The 25,108-nt window shown below is 39.2% G+C and carries 23 protein-coding genes; 3 read left to right on the plus strand and 20 right to left on the minus strand.

Annotation, left to right across the window (positions count from 1 at the left end):
• Nucleotides 1-84: 84 nt before the first annotated feature.
• The 5 genes from fusA to RR062_04475 all read right to left on the minus strand — a co-directional run bounded on the left by fusA (nucleotide 85) and on the right by RR062_04475 (nucleotide 10,842).
• Complete coding sequence (gene fusA / locus RR062_04455; GenBank protein ID MEG2026960.1) at nucleotides 85-2,163, minus strand: elongation factor G; 2,079 nt, start codon at nucleotides 2,161-2,163, stop codon at nucleotides 85-87.
• A 12-nt stretch (nucleotides 2,164-2,175) separates the two neighbouring features.
• Nucleotides 2,176-2,646 carry a 30S ribosomal protein S7 gene (gene rpsG, locus RR062_04460; protein MEG2026961.1) on the minus strand — a complete coding sequence of 157 codons (471 nt, stop codon included), beginning with the start codon at nucleotides 2,644-2,646 and terminating at the stop codon, nucleotides 2,176-2,178.
• A gap of 188 nt (nucleotides 2,647-2,834) precedes the next feature.
• Entirely contained in the window at nucleotides 2,835-3,218 is a 384-nt protein-coding gene (gene rpsL, locus RR062_04465) for a 30S ribosomal protein S12 (protein MEG2026962.1), read from the minus strand.
• Nucleotides 3,219-3,379: 161 nt separating this feature from the next.
• The gene (rpoC, locus tag RR062_04470; protein ID MEG2026963.1) at nucleotides 3,380-6,958 is read right to left on the minus strand and encodes a DNA-directed RNA polymerase subunit beta'; all 3,579 of its coding nucleotides are present in this window, start codon (nucleotides 6,956-6,958) and stop codon (nucleotides 3,380-3,382) included.
• Nucleotides 6,959-6,969: 11 nt separating this feature from the next.
• Complete coding sequence (locus RR062_04475; protein MEG2026964.1) at nucleotides 6,970-10,842, minus strand: DNA-directed RNA polymerase subunit beta; 3,873 nt, start codon at nucleotides 10,840-10,842, stop codon at nucleotides 6,970-6,972.
• Nucleotides 10,843-11,257: 415 nt separating this feature from the next.
• Between RR062_04475 and RR062_04480 the strand changes: the two genes are divergently transcribed.
• Together RR062_04480 and ispF are read left to right on the plus strand one after the other, a co-directional pair.
• Entirely contained in the window at nucleotides 11,258-11,503 is a 246-nt protein-coding gene (locus RR062_04480; GenBank protein MEG2026965.1) for an RNA-binding S4 domain-containing protein, read from the plus strand.
• Complete coding sequence (ispF, locus tag RR062_04485; GenBank protein MEG2026966.1) at nucleotides 11,496-12,578, plus strand: 2-C-methyl-D-erythritol 2,4-cyclodiphosphate synthase; 1,083 nt, start codon at nucleotides 11,496-11,498, stop codon at nucleotides 12,576-12,578. The genes RR062_04480 and ispF overlap by 8 nt, the downstream gene beginning before the upstream one ends.
• A 230-nt stretch (nucleotides 12,579-12,808) precedes the next feature.
• Here ispF and recR read toward each other — a convergent pair whose 3' ends face one another.
• The 8 genes from recR to RR062_04525 form a co-directional block, all read right to left on the minus strand.
• Nucleotides 12,809-13,399, minus strand: coding sequence for a recombination mediator RecR (gene recR, locus RR062_04490; GenBank protein MEG2026967.1), 591 nt, complete (start codon nucleotides 13,397-13,399; stop codon nucleotides 12,809-12,811).
• 5 nt (nucleotides 13,400-13,404) lie between these two features.
• A complete protein-coding gene (locus tag RR062_04495; protein MEG2026968.1) occupies nucleotides 13,405-13,740 on the minus strand; it encodes a YbaB/EbfC family nucleoid-associated protein in 336 nt (111 codons plus the stop codon).
• Nucleotides 13,741-13,786: 46 nt separating this feature from the next.
• A complete protein-coding gene (gene dnaX, locus RR062_04500; GenBank protein MEG2026969.1) occupies nucleotides 13,787-15,373 on the minus strand; it encodes a DNA polymerase III subunit gamma/tau in 1,587 nt (528 codons plus the stop codon).
• Nucleotides 15,373-15,918 carry a sigma-70 family RNA polymerase sigma factor gene (locus RR062_04505; protein MEG2026970.1) on the minus strand — a complete coding sequence of 182 codons (546 nt, stop codon included), beginning with the start codon at nucleotides 15,916-15,918 and terminating at the stop codon, nucleotides 15,373-15,375. Before RR062_04505 ends, dnaX begins: the two co-directional genes overlap by 1 nt.
• A 24-nt stretch (nucleotides 15,919-15,942) precedes the next feature.
• Nucleotides 15,943-16,650 (minus strand): 23S rRNA (guanosine(2251)-2'-O)-methyltransferase RlmB, encoded by a 708-nt coding sequence (rlmB, locus tag RR062_04510; protein MEG2026971.1) that lies wholly within the window; start codon nucleotides 16,648-16,650, stop codon nucleotides 15,943-15,945.
• An 86-nt stretch (nucleotides 16,651-16,736) separates the two neighbouring features.
• Nucleotides 16,737-17,144, minus strand: a complete 408-nt coding sequence (locus RR062_04515; GenBank protein MEG2026972.1) for a ribonuclease III domain-containing protein — start codon at nucleotides 17,142-17,144, stop codon at nucleotides 16,737-16,739.
• Between the two features lie 227 nt (nucleotides 17,145-17,371).
• Nucleotides 17,372-17,917, minus strand: coding sequence for a GNAT family N-acetyltransferase (locus tag RR062_04520; GenBank protein MEG2026973.1), 546 nt, complete (start codon nucleotides 17,915-17,917; stop codon nucleotides 17,372-17,374).
• A 41-nt stretch (nucleotides 17,918-17,958) separates the two neighbouring features.
• The gene (locus tag RR062_04525; GenBank protein ID MEG2026974.1) at nucleotides 17,959-18,429 is read right to left on the minus strand and encodes a GNAT family N-acetyltransferase; all 471 of its coding nucleotides are present in this window, start codon (nucleotides 18,427-18,429) and stop codon (nucleotides 17,959-17,961) included.
• A gap of 116 nt (nucleotides 18,430-18,545) precedes the next feature.
• Here RR062_04525 and RR062_04530 point away from each other — a divergent pair, with 116 nt between their 5' ends.
• Nucleotides 18,546-19,574 carry a DUF2804 domain-containing protein gene (locus tag RR062_04530; GenBank protein ID MEG2026975.1) on the plus strand — a complete coding sequence of 343 codons (1,029 nt, stop codon included), beginning with the start codon at nucleotides 18,546-18,548 and terminating at the stop codon, nucleotides 19,572-19,574.
• Nucleotides 19,575-19,783: 209 nt separating this feature from the next.
• Here the strand turns inward: RR062_04530 and RR062_04535 are convergent, their stop codons facing one another.
• The 7 genes from RR062_04535 to RR062_04565 form a co-directional block, all read right to left on the minus strand.
• Nucleotides 19,784-20,062, minus strand: a complete 279-nt coding sequence (locus tag RR062_04535; GenBank protein ID MEG2026976.1) for a TIGR03905 family TSCPD domain-containing protein — start codon at nucleotides 20,060-20,062, stop codon at nucleotides 19,784-19,786.
• 238 nt (nucleotides 20,063-20,300) lie between these two features.
• The gene (locus RR062_04540) at nucleotides 20,301-21,791 is read right to left on the minus strand and encodes a HAMP domain-containing sensor histidine kinase (protein ID MEG2026977.1); all 1,491 of its coding nucleotides are present in this window, start codon (nucleotides 21,789-21,791) and stop codon (nucleotides 20,301-20,303) included.
• A complete protein-coding gene (locus RR062_04545; GenBank protein MEG2026978.1) occupies nucleotides 21,775-22,443 on the minus strand; it encodes a response regulator transcription factor in 669 nt (222 codons plus the stop codon). The genes RR062_04540 and RR062_04545 overlap by 17 nt, the downstream gene beginning before the upstream one ends.
• 228 nt (nucleotides 22,444-22,671) lie before the next feature.
• Nucleotides 22,672-22,893, minus strand: a complete 222-nt coding sequence (locus RR062_04550) for a hypothetical protein (GenBank protein ID MEG2026979.1) — start codon at nucleotides 22,891-22,893, stop codon at nucleotides 22,672-22,674.
• 75 nt (nucleotides 22,894-22,968) lie between these two features.
• On the minus strand, nucleotides 22,969-23,448 hold the full coding sequence (locus RR062_04555) for a YbaK/EbsC family protein (GenBank protein MEG2026980.1): 480 nt from the start codon (nucleotides 23,446-23,448) through the stop codon (nucleotides 22,969-22,971).
• A 69-nt stretch (nucleotides 23,449-23,517) separates the two neighbouring features.
• Nucleotides 23,518-24,219: an N-acetylmuramoyl-L-alanine amidase gene (locus RR062_04560; GenBank protein ID MEG2026981.1), complete on the minus strand. Its 702-nt coding sequence runs from the start codon at nucleotides 24,217-24,219 to the stop codon at nucleotides 23,518-23,520.
• Nucleotides 24,220-24,607: 388 nt separating this feature from the next.
• Nucleotides 24,608-25,021 carry an Hsp20/alpha crystallin family protein gene (locus RR062_04565; GenBank protein ID MEG2026982.1) on the minus strand — a complete coding sequence of 138 codons (414 nt, stop codon included), beginning with the start codon at nucleotides 25,019-25,021 and terminating at the stop codon, nucleotides 24,608-24,610.
• Nucleotides 25,022-25,108 lie beyond the last annotated feature (87 nt).

Here is a 25,108-nt window from a genome sequence, read left to right on the forward strand (position 1 = left end):
ACCTTATAGTTTTTTTGTTTTTATTTCTTTTTAATTATAATATATTTTTTATTTTTGGTCTATTGTTTTTTGCAAGTTTTGCGTTTAGCCTAGTAATTTCTTACGGACGGCTTCGGATACTTGGACAAAGGTGTCAAACTGCATTGTGTAGTTGCCCCTGCCTTGCGTTTTGCTACGCAAGTCTGTCGCATAACCGAACATTTCCGAAAGTGGTATTAAAGCATTGATTACTTGCATACCTAGACGCATTTCGATACCTGTAATACTGCCTCTACGGGCTGAAATATTACCCATAACATCGCCTAGATATTCGTCGGGCAAGGTTATTTCTACCTTCATAAGCGGTTCAAGTAGTATTGGGCGAGCGCTCTCCGCCGCCTGTCTAAATGCAAGCGAACCGCAAATCTTAAAGGCAAGTTCGCTACTGTCTACGGGGTGGAAAGTGCCGTCAAGTACGGTTGCTCTAAAATCTACTACTTCGTAGCCTGCAACAATACCCGCTCTTGCGGCTTCCTTAATACCTTGTTGGACAGCTGGAATATATTCTTTGGGAATATTTCCGCCTACTACTTGGTCGACAAACTCAAAACCGCTACCTTTTTCAAGGGGTTCTATGGCTAGTTTAACACGGGCAAATTGTCCTCTACCGCCTGATTGATGCGAATATTTGTAATCTGCAACAGATTGAGCGGTAATTGTCTCTCTATAAGAAACTTGGGGTTTGCCTACGTTAGCCTCAACCTTAAACTCTCTTAAAAGTCTATCGACGATAATTTCAAGGTGAAGCTCACCCATACCGGCGATAATTATTTGGCTTGTTTCTTTATCTGTATAAGTCTTAAAAGTAGGGTCTTCTTCGGCAAGCTTGATTAGCGCATCGGTCATTCTTTCGCTACCTTGCTTAGTCTTTGGTTCAATCGCTACTTTTATTACGGGTTCGGGAAAAGTCATTGTTTCGAGTACTATTGGCTCTTTGTCATTACAAATAGTGTCGCCTGTTACGGTATCTCTAAGTCCTACTACGGCTACAATCTCGCCCGTATGCGCCGAATCTACTTCTTTGCGTTGGTTTGAGTGCATTTGTAATATTTTCGAGATACGCTCACGCTTATTTTGCGAAGAATTGTAAACATAAGTGCCTATTTGAATACTGCCCGAATATAATCTAACAAAAGTTAGTCTGCCTACAAAGGGGTCGGCTAAAATTTTAAACGCTATTGCGCAAAGTGGCTCGTCGTCGTCGGGTTGACGGACTACGACTTTGTCGCTCTTGGGGGAATAGCCTTTTACTGCGCCTACGTCGCTAGGACTAGGCAAATAATCGCAAATTGCGTCTAATAAAAGTTGCACGCCCTTATTCTTATACGCCGAACCGCATAGAACGGGGGTAAGCGCATTAGCTAGCGTTGCGCTACGAATGCCTTGCTTAATCTCGTCTACTGTTAGGCTCTCGCCGTTTAAGAACTTCTCGGTCAAGACGTCATCTCTGCCTGCGACAAGTTCTTCTATTTGCGCGCGGTAATGTTTAGCTTGAACGACCAAATCTTTGGGTATATCGGTCACTTCTATATCGCTACCTAACGCATCTTTGTAATAGTACGCTTGCTGTGTAATACAGTCTACAATACCTACAAAGCTATCAGCTTTGCCGATAGGCATTTGAATTGGCATAGCGTTAGTTTTAAGTCTAACACGCATCATATCTACAACGTTTTCAAAGTTAGCGCCGTTTATGTCCATTTTGTTGACAAAGGCGATACGAGGAACGTTATATTTACTGGCTTGATGCCAAACTGTTTCGCTTTGCGGTTCTACCCCACCTTTTGCGCAAAAAACTGCGACTGCGCCATCAAGTATCCTCAAAGAACGCTCAACTTCTACTGTAAAGTCGACGTGTCCGGGTGTATCGATAATATTAATGCGGTAATCCTTGCCGTTACAGCGACTTGTCCATTGTACCGTCGTGGCGGCGGACATAATAGTAATACCCCTTTCTTGCTCTTGGGCCATAGAGTCCATAACGGCTGTGCCATCGTGAACTTCGCCCATTTTGCGAGTTTTGCCTGTAAAAAAGAGTATTCTCTCGCTTGTGGTGGTTTTGCCGGCATCAATATGCGCCATAATGCCGATATTTCTTGTGTTTTCTAGTGGATATTGTCTCATAAATTTATTATTTTACCAACGATAATGCGCAAACGCTTTGTTAGCCTCTGCCATACGATGCATATCTTCCTTCTTCTTGAAAGCGTTACCTGCATTGTTGACAGCGTCCATAAGCTCTCCTGCAAGTCTTTGGTACATATCTTTTTCACTACGTTTTCTTGCAAATGCAACAAGCCACCTTATAGCTAAGGTTTGCCTTCTCTCGGTACGAATCTCCATAGGAACTTGGTAGTTGCTACCGCCTACTCTGCGAGCCTTTACTTCTAACGAGGGCATAATGTTATTAATTGCTTTATTGAAAACTTCGATTGGTTCTTCGTTCATCTTCTCTTTGATTATATCAAATGCTTGATAAACTATTTGTTGCGCTGTGCCTTTCTTACCGTCGTGCATAATTTGGTTGATTACTTTTGTAACTACCATACTATTATAGACTGGGTCGGGAAGGACATCTCTCTTTGGAACGCCACTTCTTCTTGACATCTAGGTTTTACCTCCTTGTTTAATATGTTTTTTGCCTGAAATGTTTTGTTTTAGATACAGCCAACTCGACGAAATAAATTTCGGAGAAACTTCTGCATAGTTTACTATACATACTGCTTACCTAGTGTGGCAAAACTACATAAATGGTCTTCACCAATCACCAAAGCTGTAACTAAATTAAGTTGTTGTTACTTCTTGCTTGCCTTTGGTCTCTTTGCGCCATATTTCGAGCGACCTTGTTTGCGAGTTGCTACGCCGGAAGCGTCTAGCACGCCACGAATTATGTGATAACGAACACCGGGCAAGTCTCTTACTCTACCGCCACGAAAAAGAACTACGCTATGCTCTTGCAAGTTGTGTCCTTCGCCGGGGATATAGCAAGTGCCTTCTTCGCCGTTTGTACGACGTACTCTTGCAATTTTTCTCATCGCCGAGTTAGGCTTTTTAGGAGAAGTTGTTGTTACTGACAGGCATACGCCACGTCTTTGCGGACCGTTACCGAGTAAGGGAGCCTTGCTCTTAACTGTCGCATCTCTTCTACCTTGCTTAATTAGTTGGTTAATGGTTGCCATTTCTTACCTCCTTTGAATAGTAATTGAGTGAATTATCCCTTTTAACAATTAGGATTTATATTTAGTTGGCGTATTGTTAACACGCCAACGTAAATAATATAATTTTTAAGAACATTTGTCAATCATTTGTAGTCTTAATAATGCGATTTAATGCTTAGAGATTATTCTTCTTCGACCGTTGAGTCGTCCTCGTTTGCATCAAATACTTCTTTAATATTATAACTACGATAGTCTTTAAGTCCTGTGCCTGCGGTTAAAAGTTTACCTATAATTACGTTCTCTTTTAGACCGATTAGAGGGTCAACCTTATTCTTAATTGCCGCTTCGGTTAAAACTCTGCTTGTTTCTTGGAAGGACGCCGCCGAAAGGAAACTTTCGGTCGCTAGACTTGCCTTAGTTATGCCTAGTAACGACCTCTTTGCCGTTGCGGGCTTTCCGCCGTCTTCTAAGGCAGTTTGATTTTCTTCGTCAAAGCGGAAAATATCGACCATTTCGCCCGGAAGCAATCTTGTATCGCCTGCGTCTTCAACTTTAACACGACGTAACATCTGTCTTACAATTACTTCTACGTGCTTATCATTGATTGAAACGCCTTGTTGACGGTAAACGCCTTGAACTTCTTTGAGTAAATACTCTTGAACGGCTCTAAGCCCCTTAGTTCTAAGTAAATCGTGAGGATAAATTGGTCCGTCGGTTAGAGGAGTACCGCTCTCTATCTTTGCGCCGTCTTTAACTTTAATTCTTGCCGAATAAGGAATATCGTAAACTTTAATATCCTTAGGTTCAACTTTACCGCTTTCGTAAGCCGATACGTCGGTTGCGGTGATTATGCGTTTATTATCTTTTTCACTTACTTTTACTACGCTACTGCTTTCGCAAAGAATAGCTACGCCCTTAGGTTTTCTTGCCTCAAATAGTTCTTCTACACGAGGTAGACCTTGTGTGATATCGTCTGAGGTTGCTACGCCACCGGTGTGGAAAGTACGCATTGTAAGCTGAGTGCCGGGTTCGCCGATTGATTGAGCGGCTATTACGCCAACGGCTTCTCCAAGTTGAACAGTGGTGTTTCCAGCCATATTTCTACCATAACATTTAGCGCAAATACCTTGTTTGCTACGACAAGTAAGAACTGTACGGCAATAAACCTTCTCTATACCGGCTTTTACTACGGCTTCGGATTGTTCGTCGGTTATTAAGCTGTCGGCCTTGACAATAATTTCGCCTGTTGTAGGATTAATTACGTCTTCGATTGAGTAACGACCTACTATTCTTTCTTGTAGACCTTCAATCTTGTTGCCATCGTCTGCGATTAAAGCTGTAATCCATATACCTTGCGGTTTGCTATACGCTCCGCAACAATCTTCTTCTCTTATAATTACGTCGTGAGAAACGTCGACAAGCCTTCTTGTTAAATATCCGCTGTCGGCAGTCTTAATTGCCGTATCGGCTAGACCTTTTCTACCGCCGTGAGAAGAAATAAAGTATTCTAGTACGGTTAGACCTTCTCTAAAACAAGCTTTAACGGGCAACTCGATTGTTTTGCCCGAAGGGTCGCTCATTAGACCACGCATACCTGAAAGCTGACGAATTTGGTCCATCTTGCCTCTTGCGCCAGAGTCCGCCATCATCCAAATTGGGTTGAACTTGGTTAGAGTCTTCTTCAATGCGTCGGTTACGTCCTTAGTCGCTTGTCTCCACGTTGAAACAACGTTTTCATAACGCTCTTGGTCGGTTACAAGACCTTCTTCGTACCTATGCTCTATTTGCAATACTTTTTCTGACGCCGCTTTTAAAATTGTGGGTTTCTCAGTTGGGATATGCATATCAAATACGCTTGCAGTAATACCCGCTATGGTCGAATATTTAAAACCTAACGACTTAACGTTATCAAGCATTTCGGCGGTAATTGACGTGCCGTGCTTCTTATAACATTTCTCAACTATTTCAGATAATTTAGTTTTGCCTACTAAGGTGTTAAGTTCTAGGTCAAGTTGTTGGTCGGGAGTCTTGCGTTCGCAAAAACCTAAGTCTTGTGGAATTGCCTTGTTAAATATCAATCTACCACAAGTAGTTTTAAGCCGTTTGCTATATTTAACGCCGTCGATTTCCTTGCTAACACGAACGTTAATAATTGTTTGTAAACCTATATCGCCTGCGTTATAGGCGAGAATTGCTTCGTCTATGCCCGTAAATGTCTTACCCTCGCCCTTTGCGCCTTCTTTATCGATTGTTAGATAGTAACAACCCATAACCATATCTTGCGTAGGCGATACAACGGGTTTGCCGTCCGAAAGTTTGAGAATATTGTTTGAAGCAAGCATTAAATACCTAGCCTCAGTTTGCGCCTCGATTGATAGCGGAACGTGAACGGGCATTTGGTCGCCGTCAAAGTCTGCGTTAAACGCAGTACAAGCGAGAGGGTGTAATTTAATAGCTCTACCTTCGATTAAAACGGGTTCAAAAGCTTGAATTGACAATCTATGAAGGGTGGGCGCACGGTTTAGAAGTACTGGGTGGTCCTTAATTACTTCTTCTAGACAGTCCCAAACCTTGCTGTCGGCTCTTTCTACCCTACGTTTTGCGCTCTTAATATTTTGACATTGGTTAGTGTCGCAAAGCATACGCATTACAAAAGGTTTGAAAAGTTCAAGAGCCATTTCTTTGGGTAGTCCGCATTGGTGAAGTTTAAGTTCCGGCCCTACTACGATAACCGAACGACCCGAATAGTCAACACGTTTACCGAGTAGATTTTGACGGAAACGACCTTGCTTACCACGCAACATTCCCGAAAGAGATTTATATTCTCGGTTGCCTGCGCCTGTTTGGGGACGTTTAGCTCGTGAGTTGTCAATTAAACTGTCTACGGCTTCCTGTAACATTCTTTTTTCGTTGCAAATAAGAATGTTGGGAGCGCCCATTTCTAATAATTTTTTAAGTCTATTGTTACGTGTGATAACTCTACGATACAAGTCGTTTAGGTCGCTTGTAGCGTATCTACCACCGTCAAGCGGTACCATTGGACGTAGTTCGGGAGGCAGTACGGGTAGAACGGTAAGAATCATCCACTCGGGTTTATTTCCGCTCTTTCTAAACGCTTCGACAATTTCAATACGTTTAATAGCTCTCGCTCTCTTTTGTCCGGTAGCCGAAGTAAGAATTTGTTTAAGTTCGGCAGATTCCTTTTCAAGATTAATTTCTTGAAGAAGTTCTTTGATACTTTCTGCGCCCATACCAGCTCTAAACGAGCCTATGCCATAGGCGTCGACAGCTTCTTTATATTCGGTAGCATTTAAAACTTGCTTCTTAGTTAAAGGCGTACTCTTAGGGTCTAGCACAACATAATTTGCAAAGTTTAATATTTGTTCAAGATATTTAGGCGACATATCAAGCAATAAGCCCATACGACTTGGAACGCCTCTAAAATACCAAATGTGAGAAACGGGAGCGGCAAGTTCGATATGCCCCATTCTCTCTCTTCTTACCTTAGCTTGCGTGACCTTAACACCGCATTTGTCGCAAATTACGCCTTTATAACGAATACGTTTGTATTTGCCACAATGACACTCCCAGTCCTTAGTCGGTCCAAATATTTTTTCGCAGAATAGACCGTCTTTTTCGGGTTTTTGAGTGCGGTAATTGATAGTTTCGGGCTTAGTTACTTCGCCATAGCTCCATTCTCTAATCTTCTCGGGAGAGGCTATGCCTATTTGTATCGAATCATAATTATTTAATTCTCTCATCTCTTAACCTCCTACTCCTCGTCCTTGTCATCGTCATCGTCGTTGCCTAGCAACTCGGATAAATTTGACAAATCATCGTCATCGTCGTCCCCAAACAAATTAATAGGTTTAGTTTGGTTAGAAGCGTTGTCTTTTTCGGGTACTTCGTCGTCAAAGAGATTAGCAAAGTCATAAGCGTCCACGTCTCCGCTTTGAGTGTAATCGGTTTCGCCTTCAAGCCTAATAGACTGGTCTTCGTTAAAGGCTCTAACCTTATCTTTGCGTTCTTCTTCTTCTTTAAGGTTGACTTCGAGTAAATCCATCTCGTCGTCGCTACTATCTTTAATAGATATTTCTTCTTTGTCTTCGCTCATTACCTTTACGTCAAGCGCCAAAGATTGCAGTTCTTTTACAAGAACTTTAAAGGACTCTGGAATACCTGGGTCTACTACGTTTTCGCCCTTGACGATAGACTCGTAAGTCTTTACACGGCCGATTACGTCGTCGCTCTTGACTGTTAAAATTTCTTGTAGTATATTTGCTGCGCCGTAAGCTTCAAGCGCCCAAACTTCCATTTCGCCAAATCTTTGTCCGCCGAATTGAGCTTTACCGCCTAAGGGTTGCTGTGTTACAAGGCTATAAGGTCCTATCGAACGAGCGTGAATCTTATCGTCAACTAAGTGGATAAGTTTTAACATATACATATAGCCAACTGTGATACGATTTTCAAAAGGCAAACCGGTGCGTCCGTCATACAAGGTAACCTTGCCGTCGACTTTGCCTGTTTCTTCGTTGACTAGATTGTTTTGGAGGAATAATTGTCTTATATCGCCTTCGGTTGCGCCGTCAAATACCGGCGTACAAACGTCCCAACCCAACATCTTTGCCACTAAGCCTAAGTGAACTTCTAGCACTTGACCGATATTCATACGAGAAGGAACGCCTAAGGGGTTAAGAACTATTTGTAAAGGTGTGCCGTCTTCCATAAAGGGCATATCTTCTTCGGGTAAAATTCTACTTATGCAACCTTTGTTGCCGTGTCTGCCTGCCATTTTATCGCCTACGCCGATTTTTCTCTTTTGAGCGATGTAGACTCTTACGGCCTTCTTAACGCCGGGATTGAGTTCGTCTTTGTTTTCACGAGTAAAGACTTTAACGTCAACTACGATACCGCCTTCGCCGTTAGGAACTCTTAAAGAAGTATCTCTAACTTCACGAGCTTTTTCTGAGAAAATAGCTCTTAATAATCTTTCTTCGGGGGTTAAGTCTGTCTCGCCCTTAGGGGTAACTTTACCAACAAGATAGTCAAGCGGGTGAACTTCTGCGCCGATACGCACAATACCATTCTCGTCTAAGTCTTTAAGCGCTCCGTCGCTTACGTTAGGAATGTCACGTGTAAATTCTTCTGCGCCAAGTTTGCTCTCTCTTGCTTCAATCTCATATTCTTCGATATGGATAGAAGTGAAGACGTCTTCTTTTACTAATTTTTCGCTAATTAAAATAGCGTCCTCATAGTTATAACCTTCCCAGGACATAAAGCCTATTAAGATATTGCGTCCTAGCGACAATTCTCCGCCGTCGGTTGAAGGTCCGTCAGCAAGAATATCGCCTTTTTTGACCTTAGTACCGTTGGTTACTATTGGGCGTTGATTTATACAAGTGCCTTGATTAGAACGCACAAACTTTTGTAAAGGGTATACGTGTTGTTCGCCATTGTTGTCGGTTAAAGTAATAGCGTCGCCAACAACTCTTGTGACTATACCGTCTTGCTTAGCGATTATCATTACTCCGCTGTCGTAAGCTATACGGTCCTCTATGCCGGTAGCTACTATTGGGTGTTCGGGCAAAAGTAGCGGTACGGCTTGACGTTGCATGTTAGAACCCATTAAAGCTCTGTTTGTATCGTCGTTTTCAAGGAAGGGAATTAAACTTGTCGCAACCGAAACTAATTGTTTGGGCGAAACGTCCATATAGTCGACAATTTCTGCTGGGAATTCTGCTATTGTTTGCTGTTTATCTTTGGGGTCTTTGTAACGGCAAGTAACTCTTTCGTTGACAAACCAACTGTTGTCGTTAAGTTCTTCGTTAGCTTGGGCTACATAGTTGCCGTCTTCTTCGTCGGCTGGTAAGTAATCTATTACGTCGGTTACTATATGTTTGACTTTGTCGACTCTGCGATATGGCGATTCGATAAAGCCGTATTTGTTAATTCTTGCATAAGTCGCAAGCGAAGTGATTAGACCGATGTTTTGACCTTCGGGCGTTTCGATAGGACACATTCTGCCATAGTGCGAATAGTGAACGTCACGGACTTCAAAAGTCGCTCTTTCACGGTTAAGACCTCCCGGACCTAGCGCAGATAACTTTCTCTTATGAGTAAGCTCGGCGATTGGGTTAGATTGGTCCATAAATTGCGAAAGTTGGGAACTGCCAAAGAATTCTTTGATTACCGAAGAAACAGGGCGAACGTTAATTAAGCTTTGCGGAGTCGCCTTATCTTTTTCTTGCGCTGACATTCTCTCTCTAATTAAACGCTCTAACCTTGCTACGCCGACACGAAGTTGATTCTGTACTAATTCGCCTACCGAGCGAACACGACGATTGCCTAAGTGGTCGATGTTGTCGGTTGCGCCTAGACCGTATTTAAGGTTAAGGTTGTAAGAAATTGTAGCGATTATATCTTCTTTGGTGATGTGCTTAGGAATAAGTAAATCTTTGCCCTCTTGAATTGCTTTAAGCAACGCTTGTCCGCTTAAACCTTGCGATAACATTTCTTGAAGAACGGTTAAGTTTGCATATTCGTTTATGCCTAGGGCTTCAAAATCAACGTCCTCGTATTGCTTGTCTAAGTGTGATAAGAAATAATGAATGTCCACGACGTTGTTGCCTATTACTTTTACCTTTTGACCTAGCAAAGACAAATAAACTACGTTTATACCGCTATGCTGTAAGTCGTAGGCTTCTGTTTCGGTAAGCTCTTTTCCGGCAGGATAGGTAAAACCTAACGGCGTTACTACGTCCTGAGCTAACGTAAAGCCTTTAATACGTCTTGCGATAGACAACTTCTTATTATATTTGTATCTACCAACACGAGCCATATCATAACGCTTAGCGTTAAATAATAGGTCGTTTAATTGCTTGCGAGTAGACTCGTCGGCAGGAACTTCGCCCGGACGGAGTCTTTTGTATAATTCGATTAAACCGTCACGTTCGGACTTGGTCGTATCTTTAATACAAGTGTTGACTATTGTTTTGTCGTTGTTGAAAAGCTCATAAATCTCTTGGTCGGTGCCGTAACCTATGGCTCTAAGTAAAACGGTTGCGGGAAGTTTGCGGTTGCGGTCTACGTGAACGTTAAGTATATCGGTAGAGCCGTCTTGTACAAATTCGAGCCAAGCGCCACGATTGGGAATAACCGTAGTGTCGTATTGCAAACTGCCGTTCTTGTCACGGCTACTGTCTGCGTAAACGCCGGGAGAACGTACAAGCTGAGAAACTACAACTCTTTCTGCGCCGTTGATAATAAAGCTACCAGTGTCGGTCATTAAGGGAAAATCGCCCATAAAGACTTCTTGCTCGGTAACTTCGCCGGTATCCACTCTAACAAGCCTTACTTTTACCCTTAAAGGAGCGGCGAACGTGGCGTCTCTTTCACGACACTCTCTCTCGCTATACTTAGACTTACGCTCTAAGGAATAGTCGACAAAGTGTAGCTCAAAGTTGCCACCAATGTCTAAAATAGGAGAAAAGTCTTCAAAAACTTCTTTAATGCCGGTATCTAGGAAAGCATTGTAGGAGGTCTTTTGGACTTCAATCAAATTTGGGACATCAAGAATTTCTTTAATTTTAGAGAAAGTGTATCTTTCTCTCGTACCGTATTTTTGCTTACGGATTGTTCTTGTCATGCCTTCACCCCACAAATAAATATTTTATAAATTGTTTAAAAAAGTATTGCAAAACATAATTTTATGTAGTATATTGAGAAAGCTAACAGTTCAATTATGTTTTATTTTGTTTTTGGCAGTCAAAATTATTTTTTTCCGCCCCTATTTTTAGTTCGGGGCTAATTTTAAGTGCGAAATAACGCATTTAATACTTTAACATTTATCTCGTCAATAGTCAAGTTAAATTTATTAAGCTAAATCAAAAGATAAATTTAGAATATTTTTTCATTATTCTTTTTGCATATCATTTTGTTAAATATAGCGCATATTTTATAGTTCTACCTAAAATATCTTAAAAAAAGCATTAAAAATGTCGACCAAAAGTCAATGAAAATAGCTATTGCCTTTTAAAAAAATATATGATAGAATACCATATATGAGATTAGATAAATTTTTAAAAGTAAGCCGTATACTTAAAAGACGAAGCGTAGCTAACCAAGCTTGCGACGGCGGAAGAGTCGAAGTAAACGACAAAAGAGCTAAGCCCTCGATACAACTTAAAGAGGGCGACATTGTAATTGTTCACTTTGCCAAAGGACAACTTAAATTTGTAATCAAAATGCTTAAAGAAAGCGTTAGAAAAGAAGAGGTCGACCAAATGTATGAGGTAATTAGTGAGTAATATTCTTAAAACTGCGATTATTCTTTGCGCAGGCAGTTCAACACGTTTTGGAACAGATAAATTGTTTGTCAAATATCTTGGCAAAGAGTTAATTACTCATACCGTTAATAAATTTGCAGGTTTGGCAGAACAAATAATAATTGTAGCTAGTAAAGACAATATCGCTAGACTGCAAGAATTATTTGGCGACTACGAATTTGCCATTGGCGGTAAGACTCGGCAAGAATCGACTAAAATTGGGCTTAGTTTGTGCAAAGGCGAAATTGTGGCTATTCACGACGGCGACCGACCTTTTGTAAGTCAAGAATTGATTAATTTGTGTTTTGAACAAGCTAAACAATACGGTAGCGCAGTTCCGGCTCTTGCTCCTACCGACACAACATATTTTAATGGCGTTCCGCAAGAACGTGACAAATATTTGCTTACTCAAACGCCTCAGGTCTTTAATAAAGAGGCGATTTGTAAAGCCTACGAAAAAGTTTCTTGCGATTTTACCGACGACGCTAGCGTATATTATCAAAGTTACGGCTTGGTCAACTTTATTATGGGCGAAAGGACTAATATCAAAGTCACTTACGCAAGCGATTTACCGCCTAGCTCGATTGGATACGGCTACGACATACACCGACTGGGACAGAATCGTAAACTTATACTCGGGGGTATAACTATCCCCTATTCGCTTGGGCTAATTGGTCATAGCGACGCCGACGTAGCGCTACACGCAGTTATTGACTCTTTGCTTTCCGCCGCCTCGCTTAAAGATATCGGGCAATATTTCCCCAACACCGACGACAAGTATAAAGATATATCTAGCTCGATATTGCTTGCAAAGACGCTAGAAATATTTACTCAAAACGGTTACGGTTTGCTTAGTCTTGCCCTAGCTATCGTATGCGAAAAACCAAAACTTGCTAGCTATGTCGACCAAATTAAGCAAAATATAGCTAGACTTACCAACCTCGAATTAAATCAAATAGGCGTAAGCGTAACTACCGCCGAAGGAATAGGCGAAATAGGCGAAAATCAAGCCATAGCGTGCAGGGCGACTTGTCTTGCCTACAAACTAATAAAATAATATTAAACTGACAAAACTATAATTGAACTATTTAACCGAAAAATAATAATTCCTCTTGAAACTTTTTCAAGAGGAATTTTAATAAAGATTATTTTTATAATATCAAGCGCTAATTTATAAAAAGCAAAATTTAACTTTATCTTATTTAGCTATATTGCTTAATTAATTTTTAGCATATATTTATTAATTTTTAGCAACATATCTTCTACTTATGATTAGTTAAATAAATTTTAAATTTCTTTTCTATTTTCAAGCGCCCGACCTAGCGTTACTTCGTCGGTATATTGTAAATCCGAACCGATTGCTACGCCCTGCGCAAGCCTTGTGACCTTTACGTTTAAAGGCTTAATTAATCTTGCAAGATACATCGCAGTCGCCTCGCCTTCAACATCGGCGTTAGTAGCAATAATAATTTCCTTAGTTGACGCTTTGATACGAGAAAGTAAATTTCTAATATTTAATTGATTAGGCCCTATTCCTTCCATTGGATTAAGCGCACCGCCTAAAACGTGATAAACGCCTCTATAAGCGCAAGTCTTTTCGATTAAAAGCACGTCCCGAGCTTGACAAACTACGCAAATAGTTGAGTTGTCACGAGAAGAACAAATATGGCAGGGGTCAATATCGGTAAAGTTACCGCAAACGCTACAATATTTGACATTCTGCTTAGCGTAAAGTAAGGTTGAAGCAAATTCCGCAACATCAGCGTCGTTCATTTTCAACACGCTTAAAGCGTACCGTTGAGCTGTTTTTTGCCCGACGGAAGGAAGTTTGGTAAATTGATTGATAAGCTTAGCTATTGGGTCAATATAGTCATTCACAATTTTTACAGTAGTCCTCCGCCAGCTCCGCCAAACGGCGCAAGTAATTCTTGGGAAAGTTCCTGAGCCTTGTTTGTAGCGTCGCTAATTGCTACCATAATCAAGTCTTCAAGCATTTCCACGTCGTCCTTGTCGACAACGTCGGGCGAAATAGAAATAGAAAGCACCTTGTATTTGCCGTTTACGGTAACTTTGACTGCGCCATTTCCGCTTATTCCTTCGATCTCGCTATCTTCAAGCTCTTGTTGAGCTTCGGCAAGTTTTTGTTGCATAACTTGCGCTTGTTTCATTAACTGTTGCATATTGGCTCCCCCGCCAAAATTTCCAAATTTGTTTGCCATAATATACCTCTTTTTTTAAGTTTTTATATTAATTTATAGTTTAAATTTATTTTATTTCTATGTTTTTCCCGGCAAGCGATATTATGTTGTCAAGCCCGCTTTCGCTTGAACTGTCTTCTTGCAAAACTAGCTCTAACCTAAGATTAAAAGTATCAAGAACTTTGGTGATATAACCGCTATATGTCTTATCTTTAAAGATATTCAACTGTGTGCGATTACAGTACATTATAAAATTGTTGTTGACTATTTCTACCTTTTTTACGTCGGCGCAAGTAGTTTTTAGCAAGGCAGAGTCAAGTATTCTAACCGTTTCTAAAATTTTACTCCAAACTGCTACGGCGGAAGAAGTTGTTGGAATGGGCTTAGATTGTTGAGGCTGATTTTGCGATTGGGTTTGTTGCGATTGGGGTTGTTGCGATATAACTTGTTGCGATTGGGTTTGTTGCGAAAACTCTATTGCTTTGTTGAGTTCCTTAAAGTCAACGCTTAGCAAGCTAAGTTTCTTTTCAAGTTGGGCGACTCTAATTTCTAGCCCGTCTAAATCGTCGCTAAGACTATTGGTAGCTAGTCTTGCCGACACAGCTTCGAAAAGAATTTGTGGCGAAAGCGAAGTCCGCAAAGTATATTCTAGTTTGGCAAAAGTTTCTACGGCTTGCATAAGTTTCTTTGAATTAGTAGTAGCTGTTTGGCTAACAAGTTTGTCAAATAGGTCTTGTGGAAGTCCTAGCATATCAAAGCTGTTAGAAACCGTTGAAATAATAAGTAAATCTCTAAAATGTCTACATAAGTCTTTGGTAAGCATAGTCATAGACTTACCTAAATTTGACAAAGAAGTTATGGTTTGCAATAAGCCCGAAACGTCGCCTGCAATAATTTGTTGGCTAAGACTAATTAAAATATCTCGGTTGGTCGCCCCTAAAATATCCATAACGTCTTGGTAATCTAGGTCTTGACAAACGGCTACGCAACGGTCGGCGATAGTCAAAGCATCTCTTACGCTTCCTTCGCCTGCGGTTGCGATTGCTTTAACCGCTTGGTTAGTATATTTTATAGATAGGTCGTCGAAAATACCGCTAAGTAGGGTTGAAATCTCGCCGGCGCTAACTAGGCGAAAGTCAAACCGCATACAGCGAGAAAGAATCGTTGCGGGAAACGCTTGTACTTCGGTAGTACAAAGAATAAATATAACGTGTTCCGGCGGTTCTTCAAGCGTCTTTAACAAAGCGTTAAAGGCTTGTTGAGTAATCATGTGCGCTTCGTCAATAATATAGACCTTATATTTGCCGTTATTTGCGACGTATCCTACTCTTTCGGTTAGTTCTCTTGCAAAACCTACCGAATTGTTGCTTGCTGCGTCAATTTCGATAATATCAATATTTCCGCCTTTTTCATAATCTAAACACGAGCTACATTCTAAACAAGGATTGCCGTTAGTATTGTTTTGGCAGTTGATAGCACGGGCAAATATGCGGGCAATTGAAGTTTTTCCCACGCCTCGTGTGCCGTTAAATATATATGCGTGGGACAAATTATTGTTAATAATTTGATTTTTAAGCGCAGTTGTAATATGACTCTGCCCTATTACTTGGTCAAATGTGGTCGGGCGATATTTACGGTATAATGCTTGCGTCATTATTTCTCCTTGTAAATTGAAATTTTCTTTCTAGCTCGTTGAAGCGCAGTAGAAACTGACTTGTAGGTCTTATCGGTAAATGCGCATATCTCATCGATAGAATAACCTTCTAAATAGTAATTTATTACAGTTTGTTCTAACACAGATAGCTTGGTTGCGATAAATTGTTTGATATTTGTAGCTAAGTCGTTATCTTCGATTGCATCAAAAGGATTGACTAGACTAATACCGCTTTGTTGTTCTATATTGACGGCAAGAGAAAGCGGTTTATTCTTATCGGCGTTAGATTGAGTAATAGCCGTAAGAACTCTATGCCTTATACAAGTTCGGGCAAAGTTTACAAAATTACCCTTAGACGAATCATAGTTGTCAATACAATCAAACAAAGCAATCATACCTTCTTGCAATAAATCTTCTTTATCTCCGCCTAACAGGAATAAGCCATAGCAAATGTTGCGTACTATGGGCTTAAAATATTGGTATAGTTGCTCTTTTGCGTCCTCGTCGCCTTTTTCTATATCGACAAGCAGTTGTTCAAAATCCATTATATTCCTTTTACGGTTGCCTTGCTATTTATTTAAATGTTGTCTTACGGCTTCGTATACGACTATTCCGCAAGCGACTGAGGCGTTAAGCGAATTTATCTTACCTTGTAAAGCAATTGAGATTGCTCCGTCGCATAGCTGTCTAGTTAGTCTGGACACGCCTTGTCCTTCGCCCCCTATAACTAGGGCGATATCACCGGTTAAATCGGTAGAGTACATTGACTGACCGTTTGACTCGGCGCAATACACCCAAATATTTTGTTTTTTAAGTTGCTCGATACAGACATTGATATTTGTAACCCTTGCAACCTTAACATAGGAAGTCGCTCCGCACGACACCCTAACTACGGTATCGTTGACGCATACGCTGTTATTCTTGGGAATAATCACACCGTCTACGCCTGCGCATTCGCAAACTCGCAAAATACTGCCTAAGTTATGAGGGTCAACAATATTATCTAAAATTACTATAAAATGTCGGTCTTTTTTGCTTGCTAAAATTTCTTCAACCGAAGAATAAACAAATTCGCTAGCAAAGGCAACAAAGCCTTGATGCGCTCCGCTTTCGCTTTGCTTGTCAAGAATTTGTTTGTCTACAAATTGAATACGAATATTCTTTTTGCGAGCGAGGGCAATGATTGAGTGATTAATTCCCTCCTGAACCATTAATTTGTCTATTGTTAAATTGCCTTTTAAGGCTTCGCTGACTGCGTTACGACCTTCTATCTTCATATATCCCCTTTTGGCTGGTTTTTGTTAAATTATGTTAGCGATTACTAAATTTTTATTTATTTAAATGGTTAATTACATTAAACGGTTTATACTTGCGAGGGAATTATTACGGCTAAATTAAGTAATTCTTCTAACCTTGCTGACTGACTTGTCAAATATAAATACCCAAACACAGCCTCTAACCCGCTAGCCTTCTTGTAGTCTGCGATTGAAGAGTTTTTGGCTATGGTGTTGCACTTTGCGTTTCTTGCTCGGGTATAAACCGCAAGTTCTTCTTTGCTTAATATTGGTAGAAGCCTTTCCGCCGACTCGGCTTGCGTGTGGCTCTTGACTTGCATAGCCGTTTGCCTATGAAGCTCGCCTGCCTTATAGTCGGTAGAAGTTGCAAGTTTTGCCCTGATAAATAGAGTTTGAACGGCGTCGCCTACAAAAGCAAGCACAAGAGGATTGAGCAAAGTAGCGTTTTCGTTTGAAGTTGTTTGAAAAAATTGCAAATTTTACCCCTTTAAAAAATACATTATTTGGTTGTATTATATAATATTTAGATAAAAAAGTCAATCTAATACAAAAAAATTGACCAGAAGTAAAATATGAAAGTTCAAAATAAAGACTATATCGCTAGAAATAGAAGTTGCAAGTAAGAACGATATCGCTAGAAGTATTCGCCGTTTGTTTAAAAAATAAAATTTAAAAGTTTAAGACAAAAACTATACCGATAAAACTAAAAATTGTAAACAAAGACTATACCGCTAAGAATATTCGCCTTCTGTTTAAAGCCGTATTTTAAATAAAAATTTATGCCTTGCTTATTATTTTTATCGCAAACAAGCATAACCGAATGAATGTTTTTACTTAAAAGATGTTTAGCTAAGGCGTCTACAAGAAGCTTTCCGTATCCCCCTCTTTGATAAGTAGGTAGAATATCTATATGCAGGTGAGCGATGTATTTTTTAAGATATTTCGCTTCAAAAAGATGTCCTAATTTAAATAAAAAACACATTTTAGGACTTATTTTTCTAACTTTCGGCAAATAATCGCTCTTAAAAACTTTGTAAAAATTGGTATTGGTCGAACATAAAACATAGCCGACGGCTAGTCCGTTGTCGTCTAATACAAATATATTTTGACTTTCACGCTCGGTATAATAGTCATTCCAAAGAATTGGCAAATATTGCTTAGAGCGTTGATTTAGCTCGATATGAGTCGTATCGACGCATATTTGCCTAAGCTGTGGCTTGTCGCTTGACTTATACGCTCTTATTTGCATAATTTTCTCTCCCTAAACTATAAGCTATTTCAAATTAAAAACTATTTGGCTCTTTTACAAATATGTTCCTTTACGCATTTTGCCATTAAAATATGGTCGCATACGTTAGGAATATAAAAAGGCAAACCGTAAGAAGTAAACCCGGCTTTAAGATAAAAATCTTGGGCGTCGACTCGGGAATTGCACCACAAGAAATGCGTCGACCGATTAAGACACAAAAATTCGCAATATTTTATCAAAGCTTGACCGTAACCTTTATGTTGATATTCTTTTTCTATCGCCATACCTCTAAGTTGAAACTGTGGAGAAAAATCAAATGTTTGGTTGCTACTAAGCATTAGCGAAGCGCAACCCACTAAAAGGTCGCCTATAAAAAGTCCAACGTGAAGCGTAGTCGGGTAGTCGTCGCCTATAAAGTTAACCGCTAAAAGAGATTCTTCCGGACAAAGCAACTTATGACGCAAATTATAAATCTCACAAACTTCTACTAAACGCATATTGATTATATCCATAATTGTGTTCTCCTTGTCTAAAAAAATATCACATTTAAGCGGTTTTGTCAATAAATTAGCTATTTACAAGTTATAGAAATGTGATATAATGTAATTTACCAAGGAGGGGTAAACTTATGCAAACAAAATTGGAAGTTGGAAAACTTCTTGACGAAAATGGGCGTCTTAAACAAGCCGGATACGCTACCTTTATGGCAAAGGACTATTGTAGAGAAGACATAAAGGCTGGCAAAATGCGAATAAAAGAATGGGACTACTATATAGTGACTAACGGCAAAATTGCCCTCGCTCTTACGGTTGCAGACAATTCCTATATGTCGCTTGCTTCGGCTAGTTTTTTAGATTTAACAAAATCTAGTTACAAAACAACTAGCGAAATGAAATTCTTTACTTTTGGCAAACTTAATCTTCCTAGTAGTATTAATGAGGGCGATATTTACTACGACACTAAACGAGCCAAAATTCACTTTATTAAAGAAAAAACAAGACGTCAATTAGTATGCGTCTTTAACGAATTTGACAAAAATACTAGGTTAGAAGCAAATTTAATTTTAACAGACTTTCCAAAAGACTCTATGGTAATCGCTACCCCTTACGCCGAAGACAAACTTGCATTCTACTATAACTGCAAAATAAATTGTATGAAGGCTAGCGGTTATGTCAAAGTTGGAGATACTAGATATGACTTTGACGAGCAAGACTCGTTTGGCACTCTTGATTGGGGCAGAGGAGTTTGGACATACAAAAATACTTGGTACTGGGGCAGTTTATCTTGCCAAATAGACGGTCACAAAGTAGGCTTTAATATTGGTTACGGGTTTGGCGACACAAGCTCGGCAAGCGAAAATATGATATTCTACGACGGAATTGCTCACAAGACCGATAGATTGACATTTAATATCCCCAAAAAAGACAACGCCGACGATTTCTTGTCGACTTGGACAATTACAAGCAACGACAAACGCATAAATCTTAATTTTGTTCCTATAATCGACCGCAAAGATTATACTAATATAGGTATTCTTTGCACTAATCAACATCAAGTTTTTGGTAAATTTAGCGGGACTCTTACGCTTGACGACGGACAAACAATACAGTTAAATGATTGCGTAGGCTTTGCCGAAAAAGTTTACAACAAGTGGTAGGACAAAAACGATACGCTTAAAATATTAAGCGTAGAATAAATTAAAAAAAGTTATAAGCGATATTTAAAAACAATCAAGACTTGCGTCAAACAAAAAAAACTTTGGTAAATTACCAAAGTTTTTTTGTTGTAATTATAAATTATTAAAGTTAAAAACCATTGTAGATATAAATTGTATTGAGGTCAAATATTACAAACCAAAAATATGTGTTAGATAAATCTCGTTTGCTTAATAGGTTGAGCTAACTTTTTAGCTTTGTATTGTTTAAGAGCGGTTGCTAATTGGTCGGGACAGCTAGTAGACTTGTTACCGCAATGTATGCCCGAAAGCATCTCGATAGCTTTATCAATATCCATACCCTCGACAAGTTTGCTTATGCCTTGAAGATTGCCGTTGCACCCCCCGGTATATACTACGTTATGCAGTTTGTTGTCCTCTATTGTAAAATCAATCGATACCGAGCAAGTGCCGGAAGTTAAATATCTCATTAGTTATCCCCTTTTAGTTTTTTATTTATTATATATTATTATCAACAAATTGACAAGAAAAATTCCCCTTAAAATGAGAAATAGGAGTATGTAATTGGGGTAAACTACATATTCCTAAGACTCTATCATCATTATAAGGAGGGTCAAACATAACGCATAGCTGTGTCACATTTGTAATCCTAGTATAATTTAACTGTGTGACAAGTTAGTGAAAATAAAATGAAGATATGGTTATAATTTATTTATCACTTTTTTGATTTTGCTTTACAAGTTTCAACTCGAAGTAGAAATCACTACCTTTGCCTTCAATACTATTTACGCCGTATGGCGCAGAGTGCAATTGCATAATATTACGCACTATCGACAGCCCTAGCCCTGTGCCTTGACTACGAGTGTGCGAGGCGCTTGTGCGGTAAAATCTATCCCAAATACGAACGGTATCTTTGGGGCTGAGTCCGCAACCCGTATCGAAACAATCAAAGCGAGCAACGCCGTTGACTTCTTTAAGCGTTATAGTAACTCTTTTGTCTTCGCCCGTATAGGCAAACGCATTGGAAATATAATTATACAATACGGTTTGTATTTGTTCCCTGTCGGCGTTTACAATCAATGACGGTTCAATTTGAGTCTTAAAGACATAGCCTTGTTCTTGTTTGACCTTGAATACTTCGGCTACCGACTCGGTCAAAGCCGATAAGTCAAACTCTTGTATGTTAAGGGCGGTTGTGCCAGCTTCTGACAAAGATAAACTTACCATATCGTTTACTAAGGCAGTTATGCGGTCAACTTCTTTAATAATTAGGTCAAGGCTCTCTTTTTTGCGTGCTTCGGGAGCGTTTGGAAAGTCAATCAACATTTCGGTATAAGACTTAATTAAAGTTAACGGAGTTTTTAAGTCGTGAGTGACGTTAGCTACCACGTCTCGACGCAAATTCTCGGTTTGTTCAAGTTCCTTTGTGACATAATTTAGCGTTTCGGCTAGTTCGTCTATCTCGTTATAGCCGTTGCCCTCAAATCGAAGGTCATATTTGCCCTTAGCTAGCTGTCTTGCCGAAGCGGACATCTTGACAATAGGCTTAGACAAGTGACTAGATAATAAATAAGAAGCAATTAAAGCAAGGACAAACGCAGCTATCGTCGTCCACAGTAATTGCACCGACATAATTTTGTTGGCGCTTTCTCTTATAAGCATTGGCGTGCTACACGACATAAATAATTGTTCGCCATTTAGATAAATAATGCGATAATATACAAGAAGTTGTTCGTCGTGATTTGAAGAAAAGATTAGTGACGAATCGCTAGTCTTGTCGTCATTAATCATTTTAACGGCTAGATTGTTAAGTTTGTCTTTTTTATAAGTTGAAATATCGTATTTAATCTCTTCGAAAGAAAAAGTATAGGGGTTGCAGTGCAATACACATTGAGTAAAGTCGATTTCGCCATTCTTCATTACAAAAACATCAACTTCGGCGCAACTGCTTGACGCTATAACGTGTACTTGGGCAAGCGAATTTGGCAAACCCGGCAATAGTTCGACAATTTCGTCGGCGGTATCACGCATTCCCGCAAGGCGGGCTTGTTTGAAAGATAGACCGTTGAGAACAGCGCCAAAAACCCACACTAAACCGATAATGGCTATCGAAAATAATGCGAAGTAAAACCATATTCTAGGTTGAAGCCCGTTTAGCTCTTGTTTGAGCTGAGGCTTAGTTTTATTCTTGGTACTCAAATTTGTAACCTAGCCCCCTTAGCGTAATAATACAGTTGCGGTATGTTCCTAAATTGCCACGTAACGTCTTAATATGCGTGTCTACCGTACGGTCGTCGCCAAAGAAGTCAAAACCCCAAACGTCTTGCAATAATTTCTCACGGCTAACCGCAAGCCCTTTATTGCGAACTAAATAAAATAGTAATTCGTATTCCTTAGGAGTAAGCTCGACTTTAACTCCGTCAACAAGAACGTTTCTGCCGTCAAAATCAATGGTAAGCCCGCCAAATTTAAGTAAGGCTCGGTTTGTTTGATTAGTTCTAGCTAGAACAGCTTTAATGCGAGCAACAACTTCTTTTGGAGAGAAAGGTTTGGTGATGTAGTCGTCTGCGCCTATTTCAAAGCCAAATAACTTGTCATACTCTTGTCCTCTTGCGGTAAGCATAATTATTGGGGTATTGTGAGTTTTGCGTATTTCTTTAAAAGCGCTGATACCGTCAAGTTTGGGCATCATAATATCCATAATAATAAGGTCGTATTTGTTTAATTTACATTTGCTTACGGCTTGTAAACCGTCGTTTGCAGTATCAACCTCAAATTCTTCATATTTGAGATACTCTTCTAACAAACTGCAAATCATAGCTTCGTCGTCTACAACTAAAATTTTATACATCGTATTTTCTCCATCATTTAATTTGTATTAATAATATCACATATTTGTGACAATATTATGAAAAAGTTAAAATAAATATAAGATATTGTGTGATAAAATATAAGAATCGTTGACAATTTTAAACCAAAAGTAGCTTATTTAAGTAAAAATTGCTAAATAGCGTAAACGCTATAAAAAAAGTAACTGCGCTTTTACGCAGTTACTTTGTAAACATTGTGTAAATAAAAACTAGATAAGAATCCAAATCTTTTTGTAAACTATCATACAGAATAAGTCAACAAGCCAGAAAAACCAACCGAAGAAAATTCTAATTACGCCGAAAAGATAATTTTTTCTTGAAAAAGCTGTTAGAATACCAAATAACCAACAGGTAACCGGTATAATTGTAAAAATCAAACTGATGAAATACCCTAAACCAAAGTAACCCTTAATTCCTGAACTCGAACTCATAGAAACCTCCAAAAAAATAATATTTAGTGTAACTTATAACAAGTTACCTTTAACCTAAGTTTATGTCGCTTAACGTTAATTAACCCAAATAATCTCTTTATTCATTAAAGAAACACAGGTTAAAAAGTCGCTACTTGTAAGAGCAACCGTTGCGGTATTGTCTGTTGGGTGAAACCGCACTCTATTTGCCGACAAAATTTGTCGGTCGAGCATAAGCCCGACGCTTACGCTTGACTGATTTAAAAAACAAAAAGGCGAAACGCTACCACGCTTAACGCCGAGAAATTCGATTAACTTGTCTTGACTTGCAAATTCAAATTTATCTGCGCAAACATAACTAGCTAAGAAACGCATATCGGCTCGCTTGTCAAAAGGTAACACTATCATAAAATATCTAGGAGATTTCTTGTCTTTGACCAGCAAACTCTTGTAACTACAACAATCGGGAATATGAACGATATTCTTGCTATCCTCTACCGAAACTACGGCTGGGTGTCTAAATAATTCGTATTTAATATTATTAGCGTCTAAAAAGCTTAATACGGCATTTATCATAACTATATGATATCACTTAAAAAAACATTGTCAAGTCGCTAAAAGATAATACTTAGTTAAAATAGCTATTTAGGTAGAATAAAGATAAAGCATAATTCCGTTAAATATTGCTTCGACAAGTTGAGCTTGATAGTCGGGGCTACTTAGCAACTCCGCCTCCCTCTCGTTAGAGAGAAAACCGCACTCGACAATAATGCAGGGCATACTTGCAACGCACTGTAAAATGTAAAACTCGCCCGATAAGCACTCGTGAGCGTTACCCGTAAAGTCGTTGAGAACTTTTTGCATAGTTAAGGCAAATTTTTGTGATACTTCATCTTTTTCTTGGAAAAATACCTGCGGTCCGCAACGAGAAGACGAGGAAAACTTGTTCATGTGAATAGACACAAGCAAATTTGGGTTTGCTTGCCGTATTATTTCACGACGCTTACGCATATCTCGCAACTTAAAACCATTAGTTAGCTCGCCATATAAGCCGTCTTTGTTTTGCCTAGTGTTGACGACGGCAATATTTAAACTTTGTAATCTCTTAGTCAATAGCTGAGCGTATATTAGATTTAGCTCGCTTTCGCAAACACCGCTTTTTGCCACCACTCCGCCGTCTGCTCCGCCGTGTCCTGCGTCTAGCACGATTACATAGGTAGGCGTAGGTAAAACGCTATAAGTCGCAACAAAACATAACGAATATATAGTAAAAAGTAGAACAAATATCGTTAGAAAAAGACTTAAAAAAGCGTACAATTTTATATCAATATTACGTGTTTTATTCAAAATTTTACAAAAACCCCCTTTTTTCGCATAGATTTGACCAAATAAGTGGATAGTTATACACTATTCCACAAAGTTATCCACATAAACGTTTGTTCGTGTGCATTAGATGTTTCATAGAAGGTGTGAAACGGTAAAACACTTTGCGCTGTTGTATCTTATGAGCAATATAGCCACTTTTAGACAACTTTTTAAGACAAAACAAAAAAATTACAAGCTTGTCAAGCGTTGCCTTGACTAGAAAACAAAACATATTTGATAATTTAAACTAACAAAAAAATGAGTCAAAATATTGACTCATTTTTTTTGGGGAGGAAAACTTGCGACTCATAAAAATGGTTTTAGGTCTATTCAAAAGCATTTTTACAAACTTAAAACGCTTTAAAATACATTATTCGATAGCGATATGCTTTGCGGTAGGAATTTTAGCTTCTTCCTTCTTGACGTTGACGGTTAAAATGCCGTTATCGAACTTAGCCGAAATATCTTGTTCGGTTATGTCGCCTACATAGTAGGAGCGTGAACAACTGCCAAACGTTCTTTCCCTGCGAATATAGCCGTGTTCTTCTTTCTCTTTGTTTTGATTACTCTTTGCGGATATTTCTAGATATCCGTCCTCGATGTTTAAGCTAATATCGTCCTTGTTAAAGCCGGCTAAGTCAATCTCGAAAAGATAGTGACCGTCTTTTTCGGTAATATCTGTTTTCATTAAATCGTTCTTGCTAAAAAAAGCATTTCTAGGTTGGATAAAAGCGTCAAACATACCATCAAATAAATCGTCTTGTACTGGTCTTAAAAATTTCATAATTGTTATCTCCTTTTATTAATTTTAATTTATTAGCAATAGATTGATTTGAGTGTTAGCACTCTCACCTCTTGATTGCTAACACTA

This window comes from Clostridia bacterium, from assembly GCA_036654455.1.
Taxonomy (GTDB): Bacteria; Bacillota; Clostridia; order Christensenellales; family CAG-314; genus JAVVRZ01.

What these genes read in the sequence shown, in the direction of transcription:
- fusA (MEG2026960.1), bottom strand. Translation starts at nt 2,163, where the DNA reads ATGAGACAATATCCACTAGAAAACACAAGAAATATCGGCATTATGGCG.
- rpsG (MEG2026961.1), bottom strand. Translation starts at nt 2,646, where the DNA reads ATGTCAAGAAGAAGTGGCGTTCCAAAGAGAGATGTCCTTCCCGACCCA.
- rpsL (MEG2026962.1), bottom strand. Translation starts at nt 3,218, where the DNA reads ATGGCAACCATTAACCAACTAATTAAGCAAGGTAGAAGAGATGCGACA.
- rpoC (MEG2026963.1), bottom strand. Translation starts at nt 6,958, where the DNA reads ATGAGAGAATTAAATAATTATGATTCGATACAAATAGGCATAGCCTCT.
- RR062_04475 (MEG2026964.1), bottom strand. Translation starts at nt 10,842, where the DNA reads ATGACAAGAACAATCCGTAAGCAAAAATACGGTACGAGAGAAAGATAC.
- RR062_04480 (MEG2026965.1), top strand. Translation starts at nt 11,258, where the DNA reads ATGAGATTAGATAAATTTTTAAAAGTAAGCCGTATACTTAAAAGACGA.
- RR062_04495 (MEG2026968.1), bottom strand. Translation starts at nt 13,740, where the DNA reads ATGGCAAACAAATTTGGAAATTTTGGCGGGGGAGCCAATATGCAACAG.
- dnaX (MEG2026969.1), bottom strand. Translation starts at nt 15,373, where the DNA reads ATGACGCAAGCATTATACCGTAAATATCGCCCGACCACATTTGACCAA.
- RR062_04505 (MEG2026970.1), bottom strand. Translation starts at nt 15,918, where the DNA reads ATGGATTTTGAACAACTGCTTGTCGATATAGAAAAAGGCGACGAGGAC.
- rlmB (MEG2026971.1), bottom strand. Translation starts at nt 16,650, where the DNA reads ATGAAGATAGAAGGTCGTAACGCAGTCAGCGAAGCCTTAAAAGGCAAT.
- RR062_04520 (MEG2026973.1), bottom strand. Translation starts at nt 17,917, where the DNA reads ATGCAAATAAGAGCGTATAAGTCAAGCGACAAGCCACAGCTTAGGCAA.
- RR062_04525 (MEG2026974.1), bottom strand. Translation starts at nt 18,429, where the DNA reads ATGGATATAATCAATATGCGTTTAGTAGAAGTTTGTGAGATTTATAAT.
- RR062_04530 (MEG2026975.1), top strand. Translation starts at nt 18,546, where the DNA reads ATGCAAACAAAATTGGAAGTTGGAAAACTTCTTGACGAAAATGGGCGT.
- RR062_04535 (MEG2026976.1), bottom strand. Translation starts at nt 20,062, where the DNA reads ATGAGATATTTAACTTCCGGCACTTGCTCGGTATCGATTGATTTTACA.
- RR062_04545 (MEG2026978.1), bottom strand. Translation starts at nt 22,443, where the DNA reads ATGTATAAAATTTTAGTTGTAGACGACGAAGCTATGATTTGCAGTTTG.
- RR062_04550 (MEG2026979.1), bottom strand. Translation starts at nt 22,893, where the DNA reads ATGAGTTCGAGTTCAGGAATTAAGGGTTACTTTGGTTTAGGGTATTTC.
- RR062_04555 (MEG2026980.1), bottom strand. Translation starts at nt 23,448, where the DNA reads ATGATAAATGCCGTATTAAGCTTTTTAGACGCTAATAATATTAAATAC.
- RR062_04565 (MEG2026982.1), bottom strand. Translation starts at nt 25,021, where the DNA reads ATGAAATTTTTAAGACCAGTACAAGACGATTTATTTGATGGTATGTTT.